Origin of the sequence: Pseudomonas sp. NPDC098747 (assembly GCF_044760045.1) — a bacterium.
In the GTDB taxonomy this organism is placed as follows: domain Bacteria; phylum Pseudomonadota; class Gammaproteobacteria; order Pseudomonadales; family Pseudomonadaceae; genus Aquipseudomonas.
In genome coordinates this window covers 46,215-67,569 of the sequence record NZ_JBIWAL010000014.1, presented here as the reverse complement: position 1 = coordinate 67,569, position 21,355 = coordinate 46,215, and the positions used below count along the sequence as shown (strand labels likewise).

Annotated in this window: 19 protein-coding genes and 1 pseudogene; 13 read left to right on the top strand and 7 right to left on the bottom strand. The window is 60.0% G+C overall.

Features of this window, described 5'->3' with window-relative positions:
- Window positions 1-148 precede the first annotated feature (148 nt).
- From hmgA to maiA, 3 genes are read left to right on the top strand one after another with little or no spacing between them, the layout of a single operon-like run.
- Complete coding sequence (hmgA, locus tag ACIQVE_RS11695; protein WP_402808097.1) at window positions 149-1,453, top strand: homogentisate 1,2-dioxygenase; 1,305 nt, start codon at window positions 149-151, stop codon at window positions 1,451-1,453.
- A gap of 3 nt (window positions 1,454-1,456) precedes the next feature.
- Window positions 1,457-2,761, top strand: a complete 1,305-nt coding sequence (fahA, locus tag ACIQVE_RS11690) for a fumarylacetoacetase (RefSeq protein WP_402808094.1) — start codon at window positions 1,457-1,459, stop codon at window positions 2,759-2,761.
- Between the two features lie 12 nt (window positions 2,762-2,773).
- Complete coding sequence (maiA, locus tag ACIQVE_RS11685) at window positions 2,774-3,409, top strand: maleylacetoacetate isomerase (protein ID WP_402808092.1); 636 nt, start codon at window positions 2,774-2,776, stop codon at window positions 3,407-3,409.
- A 110-nt stretch (window positions 3,410-3,519) separates the two neighbouring features.
- Here the strand turns inward: maiA and ACIQVE_RS11680 are convergent, their stop codons facing one another.
- Window positions 3,520-4,323: a SirB1 family protein gene (locus tag ACIQVE_RS11680; RefSeq protein ID WP_402808091.1), complete on the bottom strand. Its 804-nt coding sequence runs from the start codon at window positions 4,321-4,323 to the stop codon at window positions 3,520-3,522.
- A 185-nt stretch (window positions 4,324-4,508) separates the two neighbouring features.
- On the opposite strand from ACIQVE_RS11680, the gene ACIQVE_RS11675 reads away from it, so the two are divergent.
- Entirely contained in the window at window positions 4,509-5,528 is a 1,020-nt protein-coding gene (locus ACIQVE_RS11675) for a Leu/Phe/Val dehydrogenase (protein ID WP_402808090.1), read from the top strand.
- Window positions 5,529-5,686: 158 nt separating this feature from the next.
- Here the strand turns inward: ACIQVE_RS11675 and ACIQVE_RS11670 are convergent.
- Window positions 5,687-5,926: pseudogene (locus tag ACIQVE_RS11670) on the bottom strand (YebG family protein); the annotation flags it as partial.
- Between the two features lie 326 nt (window positions 5,927-6,252).
- Here ACIQVE_RS11670 and ACIQVE_RS11665 point away from each other — a divergent pair.
- Complete coding sequence (locus ACIQVE_RS11665; RefSeq protein ID WP_402808088.1) at window positions 6,253-6,753, top strand: phosphate-starvation-inducible protein PsiE; 501 nt, start codon at window positions 6,253-6,255, stop codon at window positions 6,751-6,753.
- Here the strand turns inward: ACIQVE_RS11665 and ACIQVE_RS11660 are convergent.
- Window positions 6,750-7,067 (bottom strand): DUF3509 domain-containing protein, encoded by a 318-nt coding sequence (locus tag ACIQVE_RS11660; RefSeq protein ID WP_402808085.1) that lies wholly within the window; start codon window positions 7,065-7,067, stop codon window positions 6,750-6,752. The two genes, ACIQVE_RS11665 and ACIQVE_RS11660, sit on opposite strands and share 4 nt — an antisense overlap.
- Before the next feature lie 270 nt (window positions 7,068-7,337).
- The gene (locus ACIQVE_RS11655) at window positions 7,338-8,714 is read right to left on the bottom strand and encodes an L-serine ammonia-lyase (protein ID WP_402808083.1); all 1,377 of its coding nucleotides are present in this window, start codon (window positions 8,712-8,714) and stop codon (window positions 7,338-7,340) included.
- 135 nt (window positions 8,715-8,849) lie between these two features.
- On the opposite strand from ACIQVE_RS11655, the gene ACIQVE_RS11650 reads away from it, so the two are divergent.
- Window positions 8,850-9,797 carry a LysR substrate-binding domain-containing protein gene (locus ACIQVE_RS11650; RefSeq protein ID WP_042557721.1) on the top strand — a complete coding sequence of 316 codons (948 nt, stop codon included), beginning with the start codon at window positions 8,850-8,852 and terminating at the stop codon, window positions 9,795-9,797.
- A 200-nt stretch (window positions 9,798-9,997) separates the two neighbouring features.
- Window positions 9,998-10,402, top strand: coding sequence for an HPF/RaiA family ribosome-associated protein (locus ACIQVE_RS11645; protein ID WP_402808081.1), 405 nt, complete (start codon window positions 9,998-10,000; stop codon window positions 10,400-10,402).
- A gap of 335 nt (window positions 10,403-10,737) precedes the next feature.
- On the opposite strand, the gene fecA is transcribed toward ACIQVE_RS11645, so the two are convergent.
- From fecA to ACIQVE_RS11630, 3 genes are all read right to left on the bottom strand, one after another.
- Window positions 10,738-13,071 carry a TonB-dependent Fe(3+) dicitrate receptor FecA gene (gene fecA, locus ACIQVE_RS11640; protein WP_402808080.1) on the bottom strand — a complete coding sequence of 778 codons (2,334 nt, stop codon included), beginning with the start codon at window positions 13,069-13,071 and terminating at the stop codon, window positions 10,738-10,740.
- A gap of 100 nt (window positions 13,072-13,171) precedes the next feature.
- Window positions 13,172-14,104 (bottom strand): DUF4880 domain-containing protein, encoded by a 933-nt coding sequence (locus ACIQVE_RS11635; protein ID WP_402808079.1) that lies wholly within the window; start codon window positions 14,102-14,104, stop codon window positions 13,172-13,174.
- Complete coding sequence (locus ACIQVE_RS11630) at window positions 14,101-14,589, bottom strand: sigma-70 family RNA polymerase sigma factor (protein ID WP_402808076.1); 489 nt, start codon at window positions 14,587-14,589, stop codon at window positions 14,101-14,103. Before ACIQVE_RS11630 ends, ACIQVE_RS11635 begins: the two co-directional genes overlap by 4 nt.
- Window positions 14,590-14,779: 190 nt before the next feature.
- On the opposite strand from ACIQVE_RS11630, the gene ACIQVE_RS11625 reads away from it, so the two are divergent.
- The 6 genes from ACIQVE_RS11625 to ACIQVE_RS11600 all read left to right on the top strand — a co-directional run bounded on the left by ACIQVE_RS11625 (window position 14,780) and on the right by ACIQVE_RS11600 (window position 21,193).
- Window positions 14,780-15,085: a DUF3649 domain-containing protein gene (locus ACIQVE_RS11625; RefSeq protein ID WP_008087787.1), complete on the top strand. Its 306-nt coding sequence runs from the start codon at window positions 14,780-14,782 to the stop codon at window positions 15,083-15,085.
- Window positions 15,082-16,668 carry a PepSY-associated TM helix domain-containing protein gene (locus ACIQVE_RS11620; RefSeq protein WP_402808073.1) on the top strand — a complete coding sequence of 529 codons (1,587 nt, stop codon included), beginning with the start codon at window positions 15,082-15,084 and terminating at the stop codon, window positions 16,666-16,668. Before ACIQVE_RS11625 ends, ACIQVE_RS11620 begins: the two co-directional genes overlap by 4 nt.
- Entirely contained in the window at window positions 16,668-16,994 is a 327-nt protein-coding gene (locus ACIQVE_RS11615; protein ID WP_402808070.1) for a DUF3325 domain-containing protein, read from the top strand. Before ACIQVE_RS11620 ends, ACIQVE_RS11615 begins: the two co-directional genes overlap by 1 nt.
- 1 nt (window position 16,995) lies before the next feature.
- On the top strand, window positions 16,996-17,562 hold the full coding sequence (locus tag ACIQVE_RS11610) for an RNA polymerase sigma factor (protein WP_402808067.1): 567 nt from the start codon (window positions 16,996-16,998) through the stop codon (window positions 17,560-17,562).
- Entirely contained in the window at window positions 17,559-18,548 is a 990-nt protein-coding gene (locus tag ACIQVE_RS11605) for a FecR family protein (protein WP_402808064.1), read from the top strand. The genes ACIQVE_RS11610 and ACIQVE_RS11605 overlap by 4 nt, the downstream gene beginning before the upstream one ends.
- A gap of 215 nt (window positions 18,549-18,763) precedes the next feature.
- Entirely contained in the window at window positions 18,764-21,193 is a 2,430-nt protein-coding gene (locus ACIQVE_RS11600) for a TonB-dependent siderophore receptor (protein ID WP_402808063.1), read from the top strand.
- Window positions 21,194-21,355 lie beyond the last annotated feature (162 nt).

Below are 21,355 nucleotides of genomic sequence, written 5' to 3'. Positions count from 1 at the left end.
AATACGAATGGGCGTCTTTATAGCTTGACGCTGGATAGCGAGCAAATTACGTTATGCGTAATTGAATTACGATAATAACAACCCCGGCGTGCCGAAACCTCTGAGCCAGAGCGATGGGCCACTGCCGACTCCCTGTTCAGGAGGCTCCATGAACCTCGATTCAACCGCGTCGACGCTGGCTTATCAGTCCGGTTTCGGCAACGAATTCAGCACTGAAGCGTTGCCCGGCGCGCTGCCCGTCGGCCAGAATTCCCCGCAAAAAGCCCCCTACGGCCTCTATACCGAATTGTTCTCCGGCACTGCGTTCACCATGGTCCGCAGTGAAGCGCGGCGCACCTGGATGTACCGGATTCAGCCGTCCGCCAATCACCCGGCGTTCGTCAAGCTGGAACGGCAACTGGCCGGCGGGCCTTTGGGTGAAGTGACCCCCAATCGCCTGCGCTGGAACCCACTGGAGATCCCCGCCGAACCGACCGATTTCATCGATGGACTGGTGAGCATGGCGGCCAATTCCGGCGCCGAGAAACCTTCGGGCATCAGCATCTACAACTACGCTGCCAACCGCTCGATGGAGCGGGTGTTTTTCAACGCCGACGGTGAACTGCTGTTGGTACCGCAACTGGGGCGTCTGCGGATTGCCACTGAGTTGGGCGTGCTGGAAGTCGCCCCGCTGGAAATTGCCGTGCTGCCACGTGGCCTGAAATTCCGTGTCGAGCTGCTCGACCCGCAAGCGCGCGGTTACATCGCCGAGAACCATGGCGCACCGCTGCGCCTGCCGGATCTGGGGCCGATCGGCAGCAACGGTCTGGCCAATCCGCGCGACTTCCTGACCCCGGTCGCCGCCTACGAAAACCTGCAGCAACCGACCACGCTGGTGCAGAAATTCCTTGGCCAGTTGTGGGCAACCGAGCTCAATCATTCGCCGCTGAACGTAGTCGCCTGGCACGGTAATAACGTGCCGTACAAATACGATTTGCGTCGTTTCAATACGATTGGCACGGTGAGCTTCGATCACCCCGATCCGTCGATTTTCACCGTGTTGACTTCACCGACCAGCGTGCACGGTCTGGCCAATCTCGATTTCGTGATCTTCCCGCCGCGCTGGATGGTGGCCGAAAATACCTTCCGGCCGCCGTGGTTCCACCGCAATCTGATGAACGAATTCATGGGCCTGATCCAGGGTGAATACGACGCCAAGGCCGAAGGCTTCGTGCCCGGCGGCGCCTCGCTGCACAGCTGCATGAGCGCCCACGGCCCGGATGGCGAGACCTGCACCAAAGCTATCAATGCCGAGCTGAAGCCGGCAAAGATCGACAACACCATGGCCTTCATGTTCGAGACCAGCCAAGTGCTGCGCCCAAGCCGCTTCGCCCTCGACTGCCCGCAACTGCAATCCAATTACGACGCTTGCTGGGCCACACTGCCCGCCACGTTCGACCCGACCCGGAGATAACCCATGACTCAGAATTCCATCACCCGCAGCTGGGTTGCTTCGGCCAACGGCCACGCTGATTTCCCGTTGCAGAACCTGCCACTGGGTGTGTTCAGCAGCAACGGTTGCGAACCGCGTAGCGGTGTGGCCATTGGTGAGCACATCTTCGATCTGCAAGTTGCCCTTGAAGCCGGTCTGTTCGACGGCGCGGCTCGCAGCGCAGTGGAAGCCACCCGTGGCGGCCAGTTGAATGCCTTCTTCGACCTCGGTCGCGAGGCGCGGGTTGCTCTACGTGAACGCTTGCTGGAACTGTTCAGCGAAACCAGCACCGAGCGCGGCAACATCGAAGCTCAAGGCGCGAAACTGCTGCCATTGGCCGTCGATTGCCAGATGCATCTGCCGGCGCGCATCAGCGACTACACCGACTTCTACGTCGGCATCGAGCACGCGCAAAATGTCGGCAAGCTGTTTCGCCCGGACAACCCGCTGCTGCCGAACTACAAGCACGTGCCGATCGGCTATCACGGTCGTGCGTCCACGGTGCGCCCGTCCGGCACCGACGTCCGTCGTCCTAAAGGCCAGACCCTGCCGGCCGGTGCTACCGAGCCGACGTTTGGCCCCTGCGCGCGTCTGGACTATGAGCTGGAACTGGGCATCTGGATCGGTCAGGGCAACGAGATGGGCGACTCGATTGCCATCGGTGACGCCGCCGAACACATTGCCGGTTTCTGCCTGCTCAACGACTGGTCGGCTCGCGACATCCAGGCCTGGGAATATCAGCCGTTGGGGCCGTTCCTGTCCAAGAGCTTCATCACCAGCGTCTCGCCGTGGGTCGTTACCGCCGAAGCGCTGGAGCCGTTCCGCGCCGCACAACCGGCACGTCCAGAAGGCGATCCGCAACCGCTGCCCTATCTGTTCGACAAACGCGATCAGGCCGGCGGCGCGTTCGACATCGAACTGGAAGTGCTGCTGCTCACCGAAAACATGCGCGAGCAGAATCTGCCGGCTCATCGCCTGACCCTGAGCAACACCCGCTATATGTACTGGACCGTCGCGCAAATGGTCGCGCATCACAGCGTCAACGGTTGCCAGTTGCAGGCCGGTGACCTGTTCGGTTCGGGCACGCTGTCCGGTCCTGAAAACGGTCAGTTCGGCAGCCTGCTGGAAATCACCGAGGGCGGCAAAAAACCGATCGAGCTGGCCTCCGGCGAAGTGCGTAAATTCCTTGAAGACGGCGACGAAATCATCCTGCGTGCGCGTTGCGCCCGCGATGGTTTTGCTTCGATCGGCTTCGGCGAATGCCGTGGCAAAGTGCTGGCGGCGCGCTGACAGGAGGGGCTTATGGATCTCTATACCTATTACCGCTCAACCTCGTCGTATCGGGTGCGGATCGCGCTGGCGCTCAAAGGGCTCGACTATCAGGCGCTGCCGGTCAACCTGATCGCGGCGCCCGGTGGCGAGCATCGGCAGCCGGCGTATCTGGCAATCAATCCACAGGGCCGGGTGCCGGCCTTGCGCACCGATGACGGCGAATTGCTGATCCAGTCACCGGCGATCATCGAGTACCTGGAAGAACGTTATCCACAAGTGCCGCTGCTGCCCGAAGACCTCGCTGCCCGCGCCCATGTACGCGGCGTAGCGGCGGTGATCGGTTGCGATGTGCATCCGCTGCACAACGTCAGCGTGCTCAATCGGCTGCGGCAGTCGGGGCATGACGAGTCGCAAGTCACGCAGTGGATCAGTCACTGGATCAGCCAAGGGCTGGCCACGGTGGAACAGTTGATTGGCGATAGCGGATTCTGTTTCGGTGAGTGGCCGTGCGTGGCGGACGTGTATCTGATTCCGCAGTTGTATGCGGCTGAGCGCTTCAATGTTTCGCTTGAGGCGTATCCACGGATTCGTCGGGTTTCGGCATTGGCGGCCGAACATCCCGCGTTCATCCAGGCTCACCCGTCCAACCAACCGGATACACCGTAATCCTTCACGCAAAAACCTGTGGGAGCGGGCTTGCCCGCGATAGAGATTTCGCAGACACATTCATGTTGGATGTGCTGACGCCATCGCGGGCAAGCCCGCTCCCACAGGGATCAGTGGACGACTGAGTTAGGTGGCAGATGCCCGAGTCGTTCGGTCAGGCGCAGCCGCTGGATCGGGTCGTCGCTGAGCAGCAAGGCATGTTCCAGATCAAACCGCTCGGCGTTCGGGCAATCCAGCCGCTGATACAGGCTGGCCCGGGCCAGATAATCGGCGGCGCCGGCATCGCCCAGTTCGAGCACGCGTTCGGCGTCAATCAGCGCCGCGATGAAGTCATCCTGAGTCAGGTACAGCTGGCGCAAATTGCGCGACAGGCGCTGTAGCATTTGCACCGGCGTGGCGGTCAGCAGATGCTCGGCGTTGAGTTTCATGTTCGGCCCGTATTGGCGTTGCAACAGTTCGCGACAGTCATTGGGATACAAGCGACGACCGCCGCACGGATCGAGCAAGTGATCGGCTCCGGGCACGCGCAACAGAAAGTGCCCGGGGAAGTTGACCCCGACCAGCGGAATCTCCAGACCGCGCGCCAGTTCCAGCGCAATCAGGGCAAGCGCCAGCGGCTGGCCGCGACGGTTTTTCAACACTTTGTGTATTAAAGCGGCCTGCGGACGGAGCGGGGTGAAGTCATCCATGGCAAAGCCCAGATCATTCATGCGCCGCAATAACGGTTGCGCCAACTCGCCGACTGGCAGCATCGGCAAACCGTAGCTGACACGCTGTTGCAGATCCTTGAACTCAACAAGCAGCGCCTCGGGATCGACGTCTTTTTCATGCTCGGCGGCCATCCAAAGCGCGGCTTCGAACAGCGCGGGCGGTGAACGGTGCAGGCACTCGAAAAAGCGTTGGCGGGGGCTCATCGAAATCTCCGTGGAATGCCTCGTTTTAGCCCCGTCCGTGGCATTCGTCCAGTGGCTCGGCGAACAGCTCAGGAGTTATGCCGTAAAGCCGTCGTCTGCACGTCTGCTTATTCCGGTGCGCTCCAGCAATTTTCAGGCGCAAGCCTATACTGGCGTTCTACAAGAAGTGATTCGGGAGCCCAACGATGTTTGCGCTCATGCAAAGCACTCGCCTGGAATCGCTGCACCTTAGCGTTGACTCGGTTTCCGGGTTGAAGGCGGTCATTGCCATACATAACAGCCGTCTGGGGCCAGCCCTGGGCGGGTGTCGATATCTTGCCTATCCCAACGACGAATCCGCTGTCGAGGACGCTATTCGCCTCGCTCAGGGCATGAGCTACAAAGCCGCGCTGGCGGGCTTGCCGCAGGGCGGTGGCGTTGCGGTGATCTTGCGCCCGATACACGTTGAAAATCGTGCAGCGCTGTTCGAAGCCTTCGGTCGGTGCATCGACCAGCTCGACGGTCGCTACATCACCGCCATCGACAGCGGCACCTCGGTGGCGGACATGGATTGCATCGCCCAGCAAACCCAGCACGTCACCAGCACCACGTCGGCCGGCGATCCGGCACCGCACGCGGCGATGGGTGTTTTCGCCGGAATTCGCGCCACGGCGATGGCGCGCCTGGGCAGTGACAACCTCGAGGGCCTGCGCGTGGCGATTCAGGGTTTGGGCAATGTCGGTTATGCATTGGCCGAGCAACTGCACGCCGCCGGCGCCGAGTTGTTGGTCAGCGACATCGACCACGGCAAGGTGCAATTGGCGATGGAACAACTCAACGCTCACCCGATCGCCAACGACGCATTGCTCAGCACGCCGTGTGACATCCTCGCGCCCTGTGGTCTGGGCGGCGTACTCAATAGCCACTCGGTGGCGCAACTGCGCTGCTCGGCGGTGGCCGGTTCGGCGAACAATCAGCTGACCCATCTGGATGTGGCCGATCAACTGGAACGGCGCGGTATTCTTTATGCGCCGGATTATGTGATCAACGCGGGTGGGCTGATTTACGTCTCGCTGAAACATCGCGGTGAAGAATTGACCACCATCACCGCTCACCTGTCGCAAATCAGCTCGCGGCTGACGGAAGTTTTTGGGCATGCGCAGGCTGAAAAGCGTTCGCCGGCACGGGTGGCGGATGAGTTGGCAGAGAAAGTTTTGTATCGCTGAGTTTCAGGCATGAAAAAGGCCCTGAGCCATTCGACTCAGGGCCTATTCAATTCGGGCATCGATTACTTCGCAACTTTCGCCGCTTTTGCCGGTTTGCCCGGCGCTTCGGCAGACTCTTCCACCTCAGCTTTCTCGACCGGCTCGACCGGTGCATTGATCAGCTCCGACAGTGCATCAGGCTGGCTCTTGAATGCCCGGGCGAATACATCACGGTTCTTCGCCATGTAGATCCCGGCCTCTTCCACTTGCTGTTCAGTCAGGGACGGAACGGCTTTTTGCAACACATCGGCCAGATATTCGGCCAGTTCGAGCATTTTGTCATGACGGTCAGCTTCGGCTTTATCCATGAACAAGCGCTCCAGATCTCGGCTGCTGCGGTATACCACTTCGACGGCCATTCACCACCTCACATGCCTTCACATTTAGTTGTCTTTGCGACTACTGTATCTATATACAGCGAAAAGGATAAGCGAATCCCTGCGCTTTGGGTAGTGGCATTTCAATGTAGACCGAATTCAGGGTTTGTCAGCGGAACTGTGCGACAGCCTTCGCGAGCAAGCTCGCTCCCACAAGAGCAGGGCATGTGCGACCAAACGCCACAGCGCGGGTTTTGCGCCGGCTCGCCATGATGCGTGGCCCTGTTTCTGCATGAAATCAGGCGCGTGCAGAAAACCGTCACGTCCAACACGCATCATCCGCTCGAATCGGGCTAAGGAACTTCATCGTGAAAATCAACTGGGCCGAGAAACTGCGGCAAAACGTGCATCAACTGGCCGAGTCCCTGGGCAACCTGTTCGTCGAGACTTTCCACTACCTGGCGCTGTTCGCCATCGGTGCGGTGACCGCGTATGCAGCGGTGATGGAGTTTCTCGGGATGCTCGAAGTCGGGCACATCAAGATCGATGACATTCTGCTGCTGTTCATCTATCTGGAACTGGGGGCGATGGTCGGGATTTATTTCAAGACCAACCACATGCCGGTGCGTTTCCTGATCTATGTGGCCATCACTGCGCTGACGCGACTGCTGATCTCCAACGTCTCGCATCACAATCCGCCGGACATGGGCATCCTCTATCTGTGCGGCGGTATCTTGCTGCTGGCGTTTTCGATTCTGGTGGTGCGTTACGCCTCGTCGCAATTTCCTTCGGTGAAGATCGAATACCCGCAACGCAAGGTCGGTACGGGTTCGAGTGAGCATCCCGAGGTTGAGAAGGGCGAGCTTTAAAGACCGGCCGCTGGCCGTGGCTGGCCTTTGACTTGAGGCGGAGGCGGGGTCAGCCCGTCGCCGCTGGTCATGGCTTCGAGAATTGCCATGGCGCTGTGGCCCTGCTCGATGGCGATACCGAATTGAATGCTCTGCACCAACAGCTTGAGGCGTTTTGGGTCATTGCGCTGTTCGGCGCTGATCATCCGTTTGGCCACGATTCGGCCGCTGTTGGACAGCGTCAGCATGATGCTGCCGTCCAGGCCTTGAATGCTCAGGTTGATCTGATAGTCCGGCGCGAAGGCATCGGTAATGATCTGAAAAGGATTGTCCATGATGCGTCACCGCCTGATTGAACGTGCAGTTGTTGACCGACCGTGATCGGGTTGGTTCGCCCAACCGGACCATCGGCCATTCCGTGGCCAGTTCGCCAAATCGCTTCTGTGTATGAGCGGCCCAAGGCTGCTCCTGCAGAGGTAGCAAGGTGCATGCCGGGAAAAATTTCGAACAATGAATCCGGCAAAAACAAGGCGAGCACTGGGCTCGCCTTGTTCATTTTTGGTCGGTTTGCGGGCGGGTGATCGCAGACAGTGCAGTCAGGCTGATCAGCATTCCACCCAGTTCACCGCCAAGCCGCCGCGTGACGTTTCTTTGTATTTATCGTGCATATCGGCGCCGGTATCACGCATGGTGCGGATCACCCGATCGAGTGAGATGAAGTGGTTGCCGTCGCCGCGCAGGGCCATTTGCGTGGCGTTGATGGCCTTCACCGCCGCGATTGCATTGCGTTCGATGCAAGGCACTTGCACGAGGCCGCCAACCGGGTCGCAGGTCAGGCCAAGGTTGTGTTCCAGACCGATTTCGGCGGCGTTTTCCAGTTGTTCCGGGGTGGCGCCGAGTATTTCGGCCAAGCCGGCGGCGGCCATGGCGCAGGCCGAACCGACCTCGCCCTGACAGCCGACTTCGGCGCCAGAGATCGAGGCATTTTTCTTACACAGAATGCCGACGGCGGCCGCAGACAAGAAGAAAGCGACGACGTCATCGTCAGACGCGTCCGGGTTGAATTTCATGTAGTAGTGCAAAACGGCCGGAATGATCCCCGCTGCGCCGTTGGTCGGTGCGGTGACCATGCGCCCGCCGGCCGCGTTTTCTTCGTTGACGGCGAGGGCGAACAGGTTGACCCACTCCATCGCCGACAGCGTCGAACTGATCACATTCGGTTTACCGATTTCCAACAGGCTGCGATGCAATTTCGCGGCACGGCGCGGCACATTCAGACCGCCGGGCAGAATGCCTTCGTGACGCAGGCCTTGCTCGACGCACTCGCGCATCACCGACCAGATATGCAGCAGGCCCTGACGAATTTCAGCATCGCTGCGCCAGGCACGCTCATTGGCCATCATCAGTTCGGAAACCCGCAGATTGTGCTGCTTGCACAGCGACAACAACTCGGCGGCGCTGGAAAAATCGTAAGGCAACACCACGTCACCAGCCGGCGGCACACCGGACTCGGCTTCCGCCGCTTCGATGATGAAGCCGCCGCCGACCGAGTAGTACGTCTGCGTAAACAGCTCGGCAGATTCGCCAAAGGCTGTCAGCGACATGGCGTTGGGGTGGTAGGGAAGGCTCTCGTCCAGCAGCAGGAGATCGCTTTGCCAGTTAAAGGCAATAGAGCGTTCGCCGGCAAGGAGCAGTTGGCCGTTTTCGCGCAGTTGCTCGATGCGCGGATCAATGGTCGACGGATCGATGCTGTCCGGCCATTCGCCCATCAGGCCCATGATCGTGGCGCGGTCGGTGGCGTGACCCACTCCGGTGGCCGACAGCGAGCCGTACAAACGGATTTCAACGCGGCACACATCATTGAGCAGACGTTGATCGGTCAGCGCTTGAGCAAAGGACGCCGCGGCACGCATCGGGCCGACGGTGTGAGAACTGGACGGGCCGATGCCCACTTTGAATAGATCGAAAACACTGATAGCCATGCTAAACCCTTACAAGCAATGGAGGAGGAATCGCTGCCATTTTTTGTCGGACAAGCGCAATGTCGGCGATACTGCCTCGCTCGGTCGGACGTGACCAACGAAACTTCCTAAGACAGCCTTTAGCAGGACTAAACGATGAGTCGTCAATTGCATGCCCAGACCTACGTCTGGCTGCAGGTATTTTCCTGTGCCGCGCGGCACCTTTCCTTTACCCGGTGTGCTGAAGAGCTGCACATCACACCGGGCGCGGTCAGTCAGCAAATCCGCCAATTGGAAGAGCGCCTCGGCTTTCGTCTGTTTCACCGGCGTGCGCGTGGCGTGGAATTGAGTGCGGAAGGCCAGCGGCTGGCCATCACGGTGAATGAGGCGTACGGCAGCATCGACGCCGAACTGCGGCGACTGGATGCCGGGATGATCAGCGGGATCTTGCGGGTACGTTCAATTCCATCGTTCCTCAGCAAATGGCTGACGCCGCGTTTACCGCGCTTGCAGCAGCGCTACCCGGACATTCAGTTGCGACTGGTGGCCGAGGACAGCAGCGTGCCGTTGCATGAGGGCGATTTTGATCTGGCCATCGACCTGAACGACGGCAGTTACCCGGGATTGTTATCCACAGCCTTGCTCGATGAGCAGATTTTCCCGGTGTGCGCGCCAAGCCTGTTGCGCGGGCGTCCGCCGCTGCACGGGCCAGTGGATCTGGTGCATTTCCCCTTGCTGCACGACATTACCGCTTGGCGCGGCAGCTACGAATATGCGGAATGGGAGTTTTATTTGAATGCGATCGGCTTCGAAGGCGCTGACGTGCGGCGTGGGCATACTTTCAATCGCAATCATCTGACTATTGAGGCGGCGATCGCCGGAATGGGCGTCGCGATTGCAAGGCGCACGTTGCTCAATGATGAGCTGGAGCGGGGCGCGTTGATCGTGCCGTTCGGGCTGTCGGTGCCCAATCACAAACGCTATGTATTGCTGTATGCGCCGGGCGCGTTGAGCCATCCGGGCGTGCGTGCGGTGCATGACTGGCTGGTGGAGGAGGCCGGGATTTTTCGTGGCTTGCACCCGTTGAACGACGGGCAATTGTGAGCAGATTTTGCGGGAAGTCAGGGCGACCCAACTCCTGACCTTACCAGCGACTTGCCCGGTTGTCCGGCTTTTTTTGCGAATGAATATTTTTCTTTTTTCAGGGGTTGAAATGTTCGGCAGTCGGGCCGATTGTTGTAACCAAGAGGTCAAGAAATTATGTTCAAGGCCTCTCGCGAGCTAGCTGAAATAAGGGATGAACTATGCAAATCCAAGTCAACAGCGATAACCATATTCAAAGTAGTCAACGACTGGAGGAGTGGGTACGCACCACCATTGAGAGCACGCTCGAACGTTATGAAGAAGACCTGACCCGTGTCGAAGTCCATCTGAGCGACGAGAACGGTGACAAACCAGGTCCCCATGACTTGCGCTGCCAACTGGAAGCGCGGCCAAAAGGCCATCAACCAATTTCCGTGACCCATAAGGCCGATTCGCTTGAACAGGCGATCGATGGCGCTGCCGAAAAACTCGAGCACGCGCTGGAACACCTCTTCGGCAAACTACGAGGTAAACCGCGCGCCGCTGTGGTGCCATTCAGCAAGGTGAATGACGCTCTGCTGGAAGAAGAATTTCTAGAGAACGAACAGGCAGCGATCAACAGTTGATGCGCTGATTATTTAATCACCCAATGAGAACGGGCCTGCTGATGCAGGCCCGTTTTTGTTTGTGCTGTTGCTGGAGGTTGTGTACGGCTCAGGCTCCGTACCCTCACCCCAGCCCTCTCCCGGAGGGAGAGGGAGCCGACCGTGGTGTCTGGCGTTTTCCATCGACCTGAAATACCGAGTCGATTATGGATTCGGTGAAACACTTTCAAGACGGCGTATTTGCGCTCGATTATGGATTCGGTGAAGCAGGATCAGGTCGGCGTATATCTGCAGCATCCCCCAATCAGTCCCCTCTACCTCCGGGAGAGGGCTAGGGTGAGGGGCTCTTCAAAAATTCAGAACGCCACAGAAGTCTGGACGTAAACCGTACGCGGCTCACCCACATATTTCCCCTTGTTGTTGTCATCGAACGACCGCGTGAAGTACTGCGTGTTGAAGATGTTCTTCACGCCCACCGCCACATTCAAATCCGATAACTGCGGCCCGAAGTCGTAACCCGCGCGGCTGCTAAACAACATGTAGCCGGGGATCTTGCCGGTGCTGCCGTCAGCGCTTTCTTTTGAGGTGTTGGCGTTGTCGGCGAACTGGTTGCTCTGGAAGCTGCTGTCCAGATTCAACTTCCACGCGCCTTCGGTGTAACCGACGCCAAGCGTGCCTTTGTGTTTCGAAGAGAACGGCACACGATTGCCCTTGTTCGACCCGTCTTCGCGAATGGTCGCATCAACATAGGCGTAGGAGGCATAGACATCGAAGCCAGCCAGCGCCGGGCTCAAGTCATCGAGCGCGTAATTGACGCTGGTCTCGATACCCTGATGACGGGTTTCGCCGCGGGCGATCACCGAGTCGTTGGTCTGGTTGCTTTCGTACTGGTTGTCGAAGTTGATCAGGAACGCCCCGATTTCCGCGCGCAGTGCGCCGTTGTCATAGCGGGTGCCGAGTTCCCAGGTGCGGGCCTTTTCCGGTTTGACTTCACCACTGGTCACGCGGTTGGGCATCTGGCTGTATTGCACGCTGCCAAACGAGCCTTCGGTGTTGGCATACAGATTCCAGCTGTCAGTCAGGTGATAAAGCACGTTCAGCGCCGGCAACGCGGTGTTGTAGTCGCCCTTGTATTTGACGTTGGTCAGGTTGTTGGTCTGCTGCGATTCGATCATCTCGTAGCGCACGCCCGGGGTGATCGTCCATTTGCCGATGTCGATGCGGTCGTCGACGAAGAACGCATTGGCTTCGGTGCCGCCACGGGTGTCGCGATCGTTGCGGCTGTTGGTGGTTGGATACTCGTTACTGGCGATCGGCGTGCGATAGCGCAACTCGTGGCCAGCCTCGTTGATGTAGCGGTAGCCGACGCCGACTTCATGGCTGGTCGGGCCTAGGTCGAAGCCTTGGGCGAAGCGGGTTTCGAAGCCGCGTACCCAATACTCGCGTGGCGACAAAGACAGGAAGGTGCCCTGATCCAGATAACCGCTGCGCAGGGTCTTGGTGAAGAACGTGTTGGCGGTGAATTCGCGGCGATCTTCCTGATAGCGATAACCGAAATTGAACATTGTGCGACGGCCCCAGAACTGGTCTTTCGGGCGCGTCGATTGGTACGGATCGGCATCGTAATCGGCGACGTTCAAGCCGCCGGGCATGTCAGCCTTGCCTTCGTAATACTGAGCCATGGCGTTGAAGCTGTTGGCGTCGTCGAGCTGGTATTTGCCCTTGAGGATCAGGTCGTCGATCTCGGTGTCGCTGTGTTCGCGCCAGTCGCCGCCGCGAGTGCCGGAGTACAGCAGCGCGCCGCCCAGACCGTTGGCGTTGGTGCCGCCGGCCAGCAGATTGGCGCTGGTCTTGAAACCGTCGTGGCTCGACGAAGGACTAGTCTCGGTCTGAAAGCCCCCCTTGACCGTTGGCTCGTCAGGAATTGCGCGGGTGACGAAGTTGACGACGCCGCCGACGTTCTGCGGGCCGTAACGTACTGCACCGCCGCCGCGCACCACGTCCACGGCGTCCATGTTGCCCATGCTGATCGGCGCGAACGACAACTGCGGCTGACCGTAAGGCGCGAACGGCACCGGGATGCCGTCCATCAATACGGTCGAGCGCGCGGCCAGACGCGGGTTCAAACCACGGATGCCGAAATTCAGCGGCATGTCATGGCTGCCGGTGCCGTTGTTTTCCGGGGCGTTGACGCCGGGAATGCGGTTGAGCACATCGCGCGCCTGAGTCGCACCTTGGCGTTCGAACTCTTCGCGGCGGATCACGTCGCGGGCGCCGGGATGTTCGAAGACATTGATCTGCGCCGCGTCGCCGAGCCAGTCGCCGACGACTTTCGAGGTGTCCAGCTCCAGCGCTGCATCACTGACCGGTTGCAGGCTGAAAGCGTTGTTGCCCTCGGCGCGGGCTTGCAAACCGGTACCTTCGAGCAACGCATCCAGACCTTGCTCGGTGGTGTAGCTGCCTTCCAGGCCACGGCTTTGCACGCCACTGGTGACTTGTGAACCGAAAGAAATCAGCACCCCGGCTTCACGGCCAAACTGATTAAGGGCGTTTTCCAGCGACGACGGTGCGATGTGATACGCCTTGGCATCGCTAGCCATTGCAGCGGGCAGGGCGCTGAAGCTCAGGCTGGCGCCGAGGATGAGATTGCGCAGGCAGCGGGCCAGTGGCGTGAGGCGTGTGGGGTGCATGGTGGATGATCCTGAGAAGGTTGAATCAAGGGGGCTTTCCTTCTCTGTCACGCCAGATCTGAAAAACGGCTCATTTATTTTCATGATCAAAAGATCGTTGTTAAACCCGTGCCTCAACGCTGACCCAATAACGGGTAAAACGCTTCACCTTCACCGGCAAGCTGATTTCCAGCAGATCGAGAATCCGCTCGCTGTCGTCCAGTGGATACGTCCCGGAAATCAGCAGATCGGCGACCTTTTTGTCGCAATTGAGTTGCCCGCGACGGTAGCGGCCAAGTTCTTCGAGGAAGTCGCCGAGGCGCAAATGCGCGGCCACCAACATGCCCTCGGCCCAAGCGCCGCTGTTGGCGTCCAGCGGTTTGGCGTCGCCGGTGGCAGTCGCGGTGAAACTCATTTGCCGAGCGACGGGCAGCAACATCGGCGCGCGTCCGTTGGCCGTCAGTTCGACTCGACCTTCAAACAGCGCAACCTGTGTGCGATCGGCAAATTGCCGCACATTGAGGCGTGCGCCCTGAGTTTTCAGAACGCCCTGCGCGGTGTGTATTTCGAACGATTGCGCGGCTGTCAGGAGAATTTCGCCTTCGAGCAAACGGATCAAACGTTGATCAACGCGTACGTCAGCCGAACTCGCTGTGTTGAGTTGCAACTGATCGCCCGCGCCCAGCCAGACCTTGCGGCGCTGGCCAATCGGGCTGCGGTAATCGGCGAGCAGAGACGGCAGCGGATTGTGCTCGCGCAGGCCCCAGGTAACGGCAGAACCGGCGCCGAGAATCAGCAGCAGTTTCAGCGCCTGACGTCGACTGCCGGACTTCGGCCCGTTCAATGCCGCATGCGCCAGCGGGGAAGACACACCGCGCAAACGCTGGTTGACCCGTTGAATATGTTCCCACGCACGGCGGTGCTCGCTGTGTGCATCCAGCCACTGTTGCAACGCCTGTTGCTGGCGCGCGGTAAACGCGCCTTGCTGCATTTCCATCAGCCAGTGCACAGCCTGTTCAGCCACTTGCGAGGAAAAATCCGGCGGGCGATTCATAGGGCGAAATAGCAGCGCATCGCCGCTTTGTTCAGATGACGTTTGACTGTGGCCACGGAAATATCCAGTTCAGCGGCGATCTGCGGGTAGGTGAGGCCGTCGACTTGCGCCAGCAAAAAGGCGCGTTTGACCTGACGCGGCAAACCGTCGAGCAACTGATCCAGCTCGATCAAAGTTTGCAGGATGATCGCTTTGTCTTCTTCCGACGGCGCCAGCACTTCTGGCATCTGCGCCAACGTTTCGAGGTAGGCACGCTCCAGGTTCTGGCGGCGGTAGTGATTGAACAAAACACGCTTGGCGAGCGTGGTGAGAAAGGCGCGAGGCTCGATGATCACCGGCGGCTCGCGCGCGGTGAGCACTTTGATAAAGGTGTCCTGCGCCAGATCCGCCGCGCTGTCCGGGCAGCCGAGCTTGCGCCGCAGCCAGCCGGTGAGCCAGGTGTGGTGGGCCTGATAAAGCGATTCGACGGGATGGGCGGACGGCAACGGTAGTGCTCCGGGCGCTTTCGTTATGCGGCAGAAAGCATGCGTTAGAGAACAAGAATAGTTCGCATTGTAGGGGTGAGAAGGCTGCCCGGCAATCAGATGCTTTTGCATATGAGAATATTTATCATTAATATTGCTCGCCTGTTGGTTCGGCTTGTCGGCCGGACGTTTTTCGTTTCAGGGTCGAAACATGAAAGCCAAACTCGCCGCACTTCCCATGTCCTATCGTCTGGCCGTTACCTCGCGGGTGCTGGCGGCGGTGTTTGGCGGCTATCTGGTTGCCGCGCTGGCCAGTGTCACCCTGACGATGTGGCTGCCATTGAGCCGCGCCGAAGCGGTAGTGACGGGCATGACCGTTTCGTTTCTGGTCTATCTGGTTGCGGTGCTCTGGTGTTTTGCCTGCCGCACGGCGTGGTCGGCATGGGTCGGTTTGCTGGTGCCGAGTGTGATTCTGGCGACCATTTCCGGCGCGGCGCGCGGATTGGGCTTCGCATGAAAGAGGGTTTACGCCAAGCCATGGCCTGGCTGCACACCTGGACCGGGCTGGTGTTCGGCTGGCTGCTGTTTGCGATTTTCCTCACCGGAACCCTGGCTTACTTCAAGGACGAAACCAGTCACTGGATGCAGCCGGAAATCCCTGCACGGCCAATCAACGCCGAGGCGAGCCTGACGCTGGCCCAGGATTACCTGCAACAACACGCGGCTGGCGCCACGCGTTGGCTGATCGACTTGCCCGATGCCCGCGACCCCGGCCTGACCGTGCGTTGGCAACAGGCGCCGGCCAAACCCGGTGAGCGTGGCCGGTTCGAATCGAAAACCCTCGACGCGCAAACCGGTGCCCAAGTGAAGGGCCGCGAAAGCATGGGCGGCGAGTTCTTCTACCGCTTCCATTTCCAGCTGCAGATGCCTTATCCATGGGGCCGCTGGCTGGCGACAATTGCCGCCATGGTGATGTTCGTCGCACTGATCACCGGGATCATCACCCACAAGAAAATCTTCAAAGACTTCTTCACATTCCGCCCGCGCAAAGGCCAGCGTTCCTGGCTCGATGGGCATAACGCTGTGGGTGTGCTGGTGCTGCCGTTTCACTTGATGATCACCTATAGCAGCCTGGTGATTTTCATGTCGATGGTCATGCCGGCGAGCATCATGGCGTCTTATGGCAGCGACGCGCGCAAGTTTTACGATGAGGTTTTTCCAGCCTCGAAAGCCCCGGAACGGGCCAACGTTCCTGCTGCACTGGCACCGATGGCGCCACTGCTGGTCAAGGCCCGCGAGCAATGGTCGGGTGGCACCACCGCACGACTGTCGGTGAACAATCCGGGCGATGGGAATGCCACGGTGGTATTGGCCCGTGCGGGCGACCGTGTGGTTCACGATTTCGGCAGCGCAGTGACCTTCAGTGGCGTCACTGGGCAGATGCTCGGCAGCACACCCAATCAGCCTGTGGCGATGGCCGTGGGTGGTGCGTTCTACGGTTTGCACATGGGCAATTTCGCCGGACCGCTGCTGCGCTGGCTGTATTTCATCTGCGGTCTGGCCGGTACGGCGATGATCGGCACCGGGCTGGTGATCTGGCTTGGCAAGCGTCAGCTCAAACACGCCAAGAGCGGCGTCATGCCGTTCGAATTGCGGCTGGTGGAAGTGCTGAACATCGCCAGCATGGCCGGGTTGGTGACGGCGGTGGCGGCGTTCTTCCTGGCCAATCGGCTGTTGCCGGTGAGTCTGGCCGGGCGTGCCGATTGGGAAGTGAATGCATTCTTTATCGCCTGGGGTTTGAGCGTCGTGCATGCGCTGTTTCGCCCGGGACGCAAAGCCTGGGTTGAACAGCTAGCGTTGGGCGCCTTGCTGTTTATCGCGGTGCCGTTGATCAATGCACTGACCACGCCGTGGAACCTCGGCGTAACGCTTGCGCAGGGCGATTGGGTGCTCGCCGGTTTTGACCTGACGTGCCTTGGGACAGGTGTTTTTCTGGCGTGGGCCGTGTGGAAAATGCAGCGCGCCGGCAGCACCATCAGCGTAAAAAACACTCGCCGCGAAATGCCTCGCCCCGTCACGCTCAGGCAAGGGACAAACTGATGCTGCTGGCGCTATTGCTGTGCTACGCCGGGTTCACGGCGTTGTGTCTGTCGATGCCTCGGCACCACGCTGAGTTGCTCGGCCATAAACCGGCGACGCGACGGAGTCAGGGCCTGAAGCTGGCGGGGTGGCTGCTGCTGGGTTTGTCGCTTTGGGCGGCCGTCACCGCCAACGGCTGGAGTTTGGGTTTGGTCGACTGGTTCGCGGTGCTGATGCTCAGCGCCCTGGCGTTGGTGCTGTTGCTGCCGTATCGCCCGCGACTGGCATTGGCGCTGGCCGGTTTGAGCCTGTTGGCCAGCCCGGTCGCAGCCTGGGCGCAGTGCTGAGGTGCTGATCGGTCATCCCCCGGAATCGCGCGACGACGAGCCGCACGGCGCGCGTGCGCATTTTCTTCAGGTGTTCCTGTCCCAGCGTTCGCAGATGGAAGCGCTGGTGAACCGCCGCGTCGGCTGCCGGGCGACGGCGGCGGATCTGGTGCAAGATCTGTTTTTGCGTTTCTGGCGGCGGCCGCTGGTACAGGTCGAGGAACTCAGCACTTACCTGTTGCGCTGCGCCGGCAACATCGCCATCGACCATCTGCGCAGCGAAGGCACTCGGGTGCGCGTCAACGAAGGCTGGCAACCCGACGAGCCGGACAGCCACGGCAGCGAACCGCAAGCCGCACTCGAAGCCGGCAACGATCTGCGCCATGTCGAAGCGGCGTTGCGTGCCTTGCCCGAACGCACTCGGCAGATCTTTTTACTCAATCGCATTCATGGCCGCAAGTACGCGGACATCGCCAAAGCCATGGGTCTGTCCCAAAGCGCCGTGGAAAAACATATGATGCGCGCCCTCGAGGCCTGCAAGGCCAGCCTGCGCGAACCCGCGCCACGCACGCCAGGGAAAGCACCGTGAAGCACACCGACCGCGTCACTCCGACGCCCGCCCACGAGCAGGCCGCGTTTGCCTGGCTGGGCCTGTTGCACGATCAGCCGAGCGCTGGCGATCAACTCACGTTCAGCCAATGGCTGCACGCCGACCCCGCCCATGCCGAGGCGTATGCGCAGGCGCAAGTGGTTTGGGAGTTGAGTGAAGGCCCGGCGAAAACCCTGGCCGATGAAGAGGCTTTTGCGCTGCAAGGCTATCTCAACGCCATGGATCGCCCGCGTCGCCCTCAGTTTCTGCGCTGGTCCGGTGCGCTGGCGATGGCCGCGTGTCTGTTGCTGATGATCAGTCTCGGAACTGGCTGGCAACCGCAGCGCTGGCTCGATGATCTAAATGCCGATTATGTTTCTGCGCCTGGCGAGATTCGCACCGTGACCCTGGCCGATCAATCGCAAGTGACGCTTGATGCGGACAGTGCCATCGCCGTGGATTTCAGCCATGGCGAGCGCCATGTGCAGTTGCGTCGCGGCGCCGGTTTTTTCAGCGTCACGCACACCGGCGATCCGTTTGTGGTCGAGGCTGAGAAGGGCCAGGCACGGGTGCTCGGGACGCAATTCGAAGTACGGCTGCAATCCCACGGCGCACAAGTCACGGTGTTGTCCGGGCGCGTCGGCGTGACGGCGGTTCAAGGGGGCGAGCAGCAGATTCTCACCGCCGGTCAGCAAGTGGCTTACGATGAAGGCGCGGCGGGAAAACTGCATGCCGTGGACAGCGAAGCGCAACTGGCCTGGCGCCAAGGCTGGCTGACTTACTACAAATCGACGCTGGCGGACGTGGTGCAGGATCTTCGCCGGTACTACCCAGGGCGGATTGTGTTGCTCAACGATGAGCTGGCGGCGCGCAAGGTCAGCGGCAGTTTTCCGAGCAAGGATCCGCAGGCTGTTCTCAATTCCCTGCAAGGGGTATTGGGGTTTGAGCAGTATCGGGTTTTGGGGCAAATGATAATTCTGCGCTGACGTTTCCGGCCTCTTCGCGAGCAGGCTCGCTCCCACATTTTGAAAAGCGATCCTCTGTGGGAGCGAGCTTGCTCGCGAAGGCGTCAGACCAGACAACACACCTCTCGAAAAAATATTTTCAAAATTGTAGTGAGGTAAACCCAAGCCCCATCCGTGTAGTGACTGAAACTGCGAGTCATTCGCATCCGTTGCGGTTCTACACAGGTCATTGAGCAATGAAGTCCAGGGCAAAATCGGGTTCGGTCAAACAATGGTTGGGCGTTTCGGCGTTAAGTTTTTCGGCATTGGCATTGTTGCCGATGAGCGTCGCGCTGGCCGCTGAAACCGTCAGCAACCAGGCGCAGAAGCAGTTCAATTTCACATTGGCTGCCAAACCGTTGCCGCAAGCCCTGAGCGACTTCAGCCGCGTCACCGGGCAAAGCGTGGTCTACACCGATGAAGCGCCGTACGGCCTCACGGCTCCGGCAGTTAATGGTCAGATGAGCGCCGAGCAAGCGCTGCAACGTCTGCTTGCCGGTTCCGGTCTGAACTTCCGCCGCACCGACAGCCACACCCTGGCACTTGAACCGCAACCCACCGAAGGCGCGTTGAATCTGGGCGCCACCACCATCACCTCGATGCGCGACGAGTCGACGAGTTATCAGCCGCCGCCAACCAGTTCGGTGATGCGTTCCTCAGCCTCGCTTCAGGAAATCCCGCAGACCGTCAACGTCATCCCGGCGCAAGTCATCCGCGATCAGGCGCCGCGCAATCTCGACGACGCGCTGGCCAACGTCAGCGGCATCACCCAAGGCAACACGCTGGGCAGCACCCAGGATTCGGTGATGACCCGTGGCTTCGGTGACAATCGCAACGGCTCGATCATGCGCGACGGCATGCCGATCGTGCAGGGCCGTGGCATGAACGCCACGGTCGATCGCGTCGAAGTGCTCAAAGGGCCGGCCTCGTTGTTGTACGGCATTCAGGACCCGGGCGGCGTGGTCAATCTGGTTAGCAAGAAACCTGAGCTTGAGCAATACAACGCGTTGACCTACACCGGTTCGACCTACGGCGACGGCAAGAACGGCAGCGGCGGCACCTTCGATAGCACCGGTCCACTGGGCGATTCCGGGCTGACCTATCGCATGGTGGTGGATCACGTCGACGAAGATTACTGGCGCAATTTCGGCACGCATCGGGAAACCTTGATCGCCCCTTCGCTGGCCTGGTACGGCGAACGTACGCAACTTTTGTTCGCCTACGAACATCGCGAGTTTCTCACCCCGTTCGACCGGGGCACGCTGATCGATCCGCGCACCAATCACCCGCTGGACATCTCGCGCAAGCAGCGACTCGACGAGAAATTCAACGACATGGAAGGGCGCTCGGACCTGTACCACTTCGAAGCCGATCACGAACTCAACGACGACTGGAAAGCCCACTTCGGCTACAGCTGGAACCGCGAAACCTACGACGCCAGCCAAGTCCGCGTAACCGCCATCGACACCAACAAAGGCACGCTGACCCGCAGCATGGACGGCACCCACGGCGCGATCAGCACCGACCGTTTCACCACCGCCAGCCTCGAAGGCAAGGTCAACGTGCTGGGCATGCAGCATGACCTGGTGTTCGGCGTCGACGACGAGTACCGCAAGATCTACCGCGCCGACCTGATCCGCCAGAAAAGCCTGAGCACCTTCAGCTACACCAACCCGGTGTACGGCCGTGAAGTCGAGGGCTCCACCGTTAGCGCCGCCGACAGCGCACAGACCGATGAACTGCGCAGCGACTCGATTTTCATGCAGGATTCCATCCACCTCAACGACCAGTGGATTCTGGTCGCCGGCGGACGTTTTCAGGAGTACGACCAGTACGCCGGCAAAGGCGTGCCGTTCAAGGCCAACACCGACAGCAACGGGCAGAAATGGGTGCCCCGCGCCGGTCTGGTGTATCGCTACACCGATGAGTTGTCGTTCTACGGCAGTTACACCGAATCGTTCAAACCCAACTCGACCATCGCCCCGCTGAGCGGCAGCAGCACCGTGCTCGACGGCAGCATCGCGCCGGAAGAAGCGAAGTCGTGGGAGCTGGGTGCGCGGCTGGATATGCCGGGGCGCGTCACCGGCAACATCGCGCTGTTCGACATCAAGAAACGCAACGTGCTGGTGGCCAACTCCGAAGGCCCGACGACGATTTACAGCGCGGCGGGTGAAGTGCGTTCGCGCGGTCTGGAAGTGGACCTGACCGGTCAGTTGAGCGACCGCTGGAGCATGATCGGCAGCTACGCCTACACCGATGCCGAGGTCACCGAAGACCCGGAATACAAAGGCAAGCGTTTGCAAAACGTGGCGAAGAACAGCGGCTCATTGTCGGCGGTGTATGACTTCGGCAGCGTGATCGGCGGCGATCAGTTGCGCGTTGGCGCCGGGGCGCGCTACGTCGGCGAGCGGGCGGGTAACGCGGTGAATGATTTCGATCTGCCGAGCTACACCGTGGCCGACGTCTTCGCCACTTACGACACCAGAATCGAAGGGCAAAAGGTCAAGTTTCAGCTCAACGTGAAGAACCTGTTCGACCGCACTTATTACACCTCCTCGGCGAGCCGGTTCTTTGTGTCGATGGGGGATTCGCGGCAGGTTTCGCTTTCCAGCACGTTGGAGTTTTAAGGCAAGATCAAAAGCCCCTCACCCTAACCCTCTCCCAGAGGGAGAGGGGGCCGACCGAGGTGTCTGACGTCTTTCATCGACCTGAAAAACCCAGTCGATTATGGATTCGGTGAATTCAGATCAGGTCGGCATATCCCTGAAGCATCCCCCAATCAGTCCCCT

What these genes read in the sequence shown, in the direction of transcription:
- ACIQVE_RS11600 (WP_402808063.1), top strand. Translation starts at nt 18,764, where the DNA reads ATGAAGTCCAGGGCAAAATCGGGTTCGGTCAAACAATGGTTGGGCGTT.
- ACIQVE_RS11635 (WP_402808079.1), bottom strand. Translation starts at nt 14,104, where the DNA reads ATGAATCGCCCGCCGGATTTTTCCTCGCAAGTGGCTGAACAGGCTGTG.
- ACIQVE_RS11660 (WP_402808085.1), bottom strand. Translation starts at nt 7,067, where the DNA reads ATGGACAATCCTTTTCAGATCATTACCGATGCCTTCGCGCCGGACTAT.
- ACIQVE_RS11680 (WP_402808091.1), bottom strand. Translation starts at nt 4,323, where the DNA reads ATGAGCCCCCGCCAACGCTTTTTCGAGTGCCTGCACCGTTCACCGCCC.
- ACIQVE_RS11655 (WP_402808083.1), bottom strand. Translation starts at nt 8,714, where the DNA reads ATGGCTATCAGTGTTTTCGATCTATTCAAAGTGGGCATCGGCCCGTCC.
- fahA (WP_402808094.1), top strand. Translation starts at nt 1,457, where the DNA reads ATGACTCAGAATTCCATCACCCGCAGCTGGGTTGCTTCGGCCAACGGC.
- fecA (WP_402808080.1), bottom strand. Translation starts at nt 13,071, where the DNA reads ATGCACCCCACACGCCTCACGCCACTGGCCCGCTGCCTGCGCAATCTC.
- ACIQVE_RS11625 (WP_008087787.1), top strand. Translation starts at nt 14,780, where the DNA reads ATGAAAGCCAAACTCGCCGCACTTCCCATGTCCTATCGTCTGGCCGTT.
- ACIQVE_RS11615 (WP_402808070.1), top strand. Translation starts at nt 16,668, where the DNA reads ATGCTGCTGGCGCTATTGCTGTGCTACGCCGGGTTCACGGCGTTGTGT.
- hmgA (WP_402808097.1), top strand. Translation starts at nt 149, where the DNA reads ATGAACCTCGATTCAACCGCGTCGACGCTGGCTTATCAGTCCGGTTTC.
- ACIQVE_RS11650 (WP_042557721.1), top strand. Translation starts at nt 8,850, where the DNA reads ATGAGTCGTCAATTGCATGCCCAGACCTACGTCTGGCTGCAGGTATTT.
- ACIQVE_RS11620 (WP_402808073.1), top strand. Translation starts at nt 15,082, where the DNA reads ATGAAAGAGGGTTTACGCCAAGCCATGGCCTGGCTGCACACCTGGACC.
- maiA (WP_402808092.1), top strand. Translation starts at nt 2,774, where the DNA reads ATGGATCTCTATACCTATTACCGCTCAACCTCGTCGTATCGGGTGCGG.
- ACIQVE_RS11675 (WP_402808090.1), top strand. Translation starts at nt 4,509, where the DNA reads ATGTTTGCGCTCATGCAAAGCACTCGCCTGGAATCGCTGCACCTTAGC.
- ACIQVE_RS11645 (WP_402808081.1), top strand. Translation starts at nt 9,998, where the DNA reads ATGCAAATCCAAGTCAACAGCGATAACCATATTCAAAGTAGTCAACGA.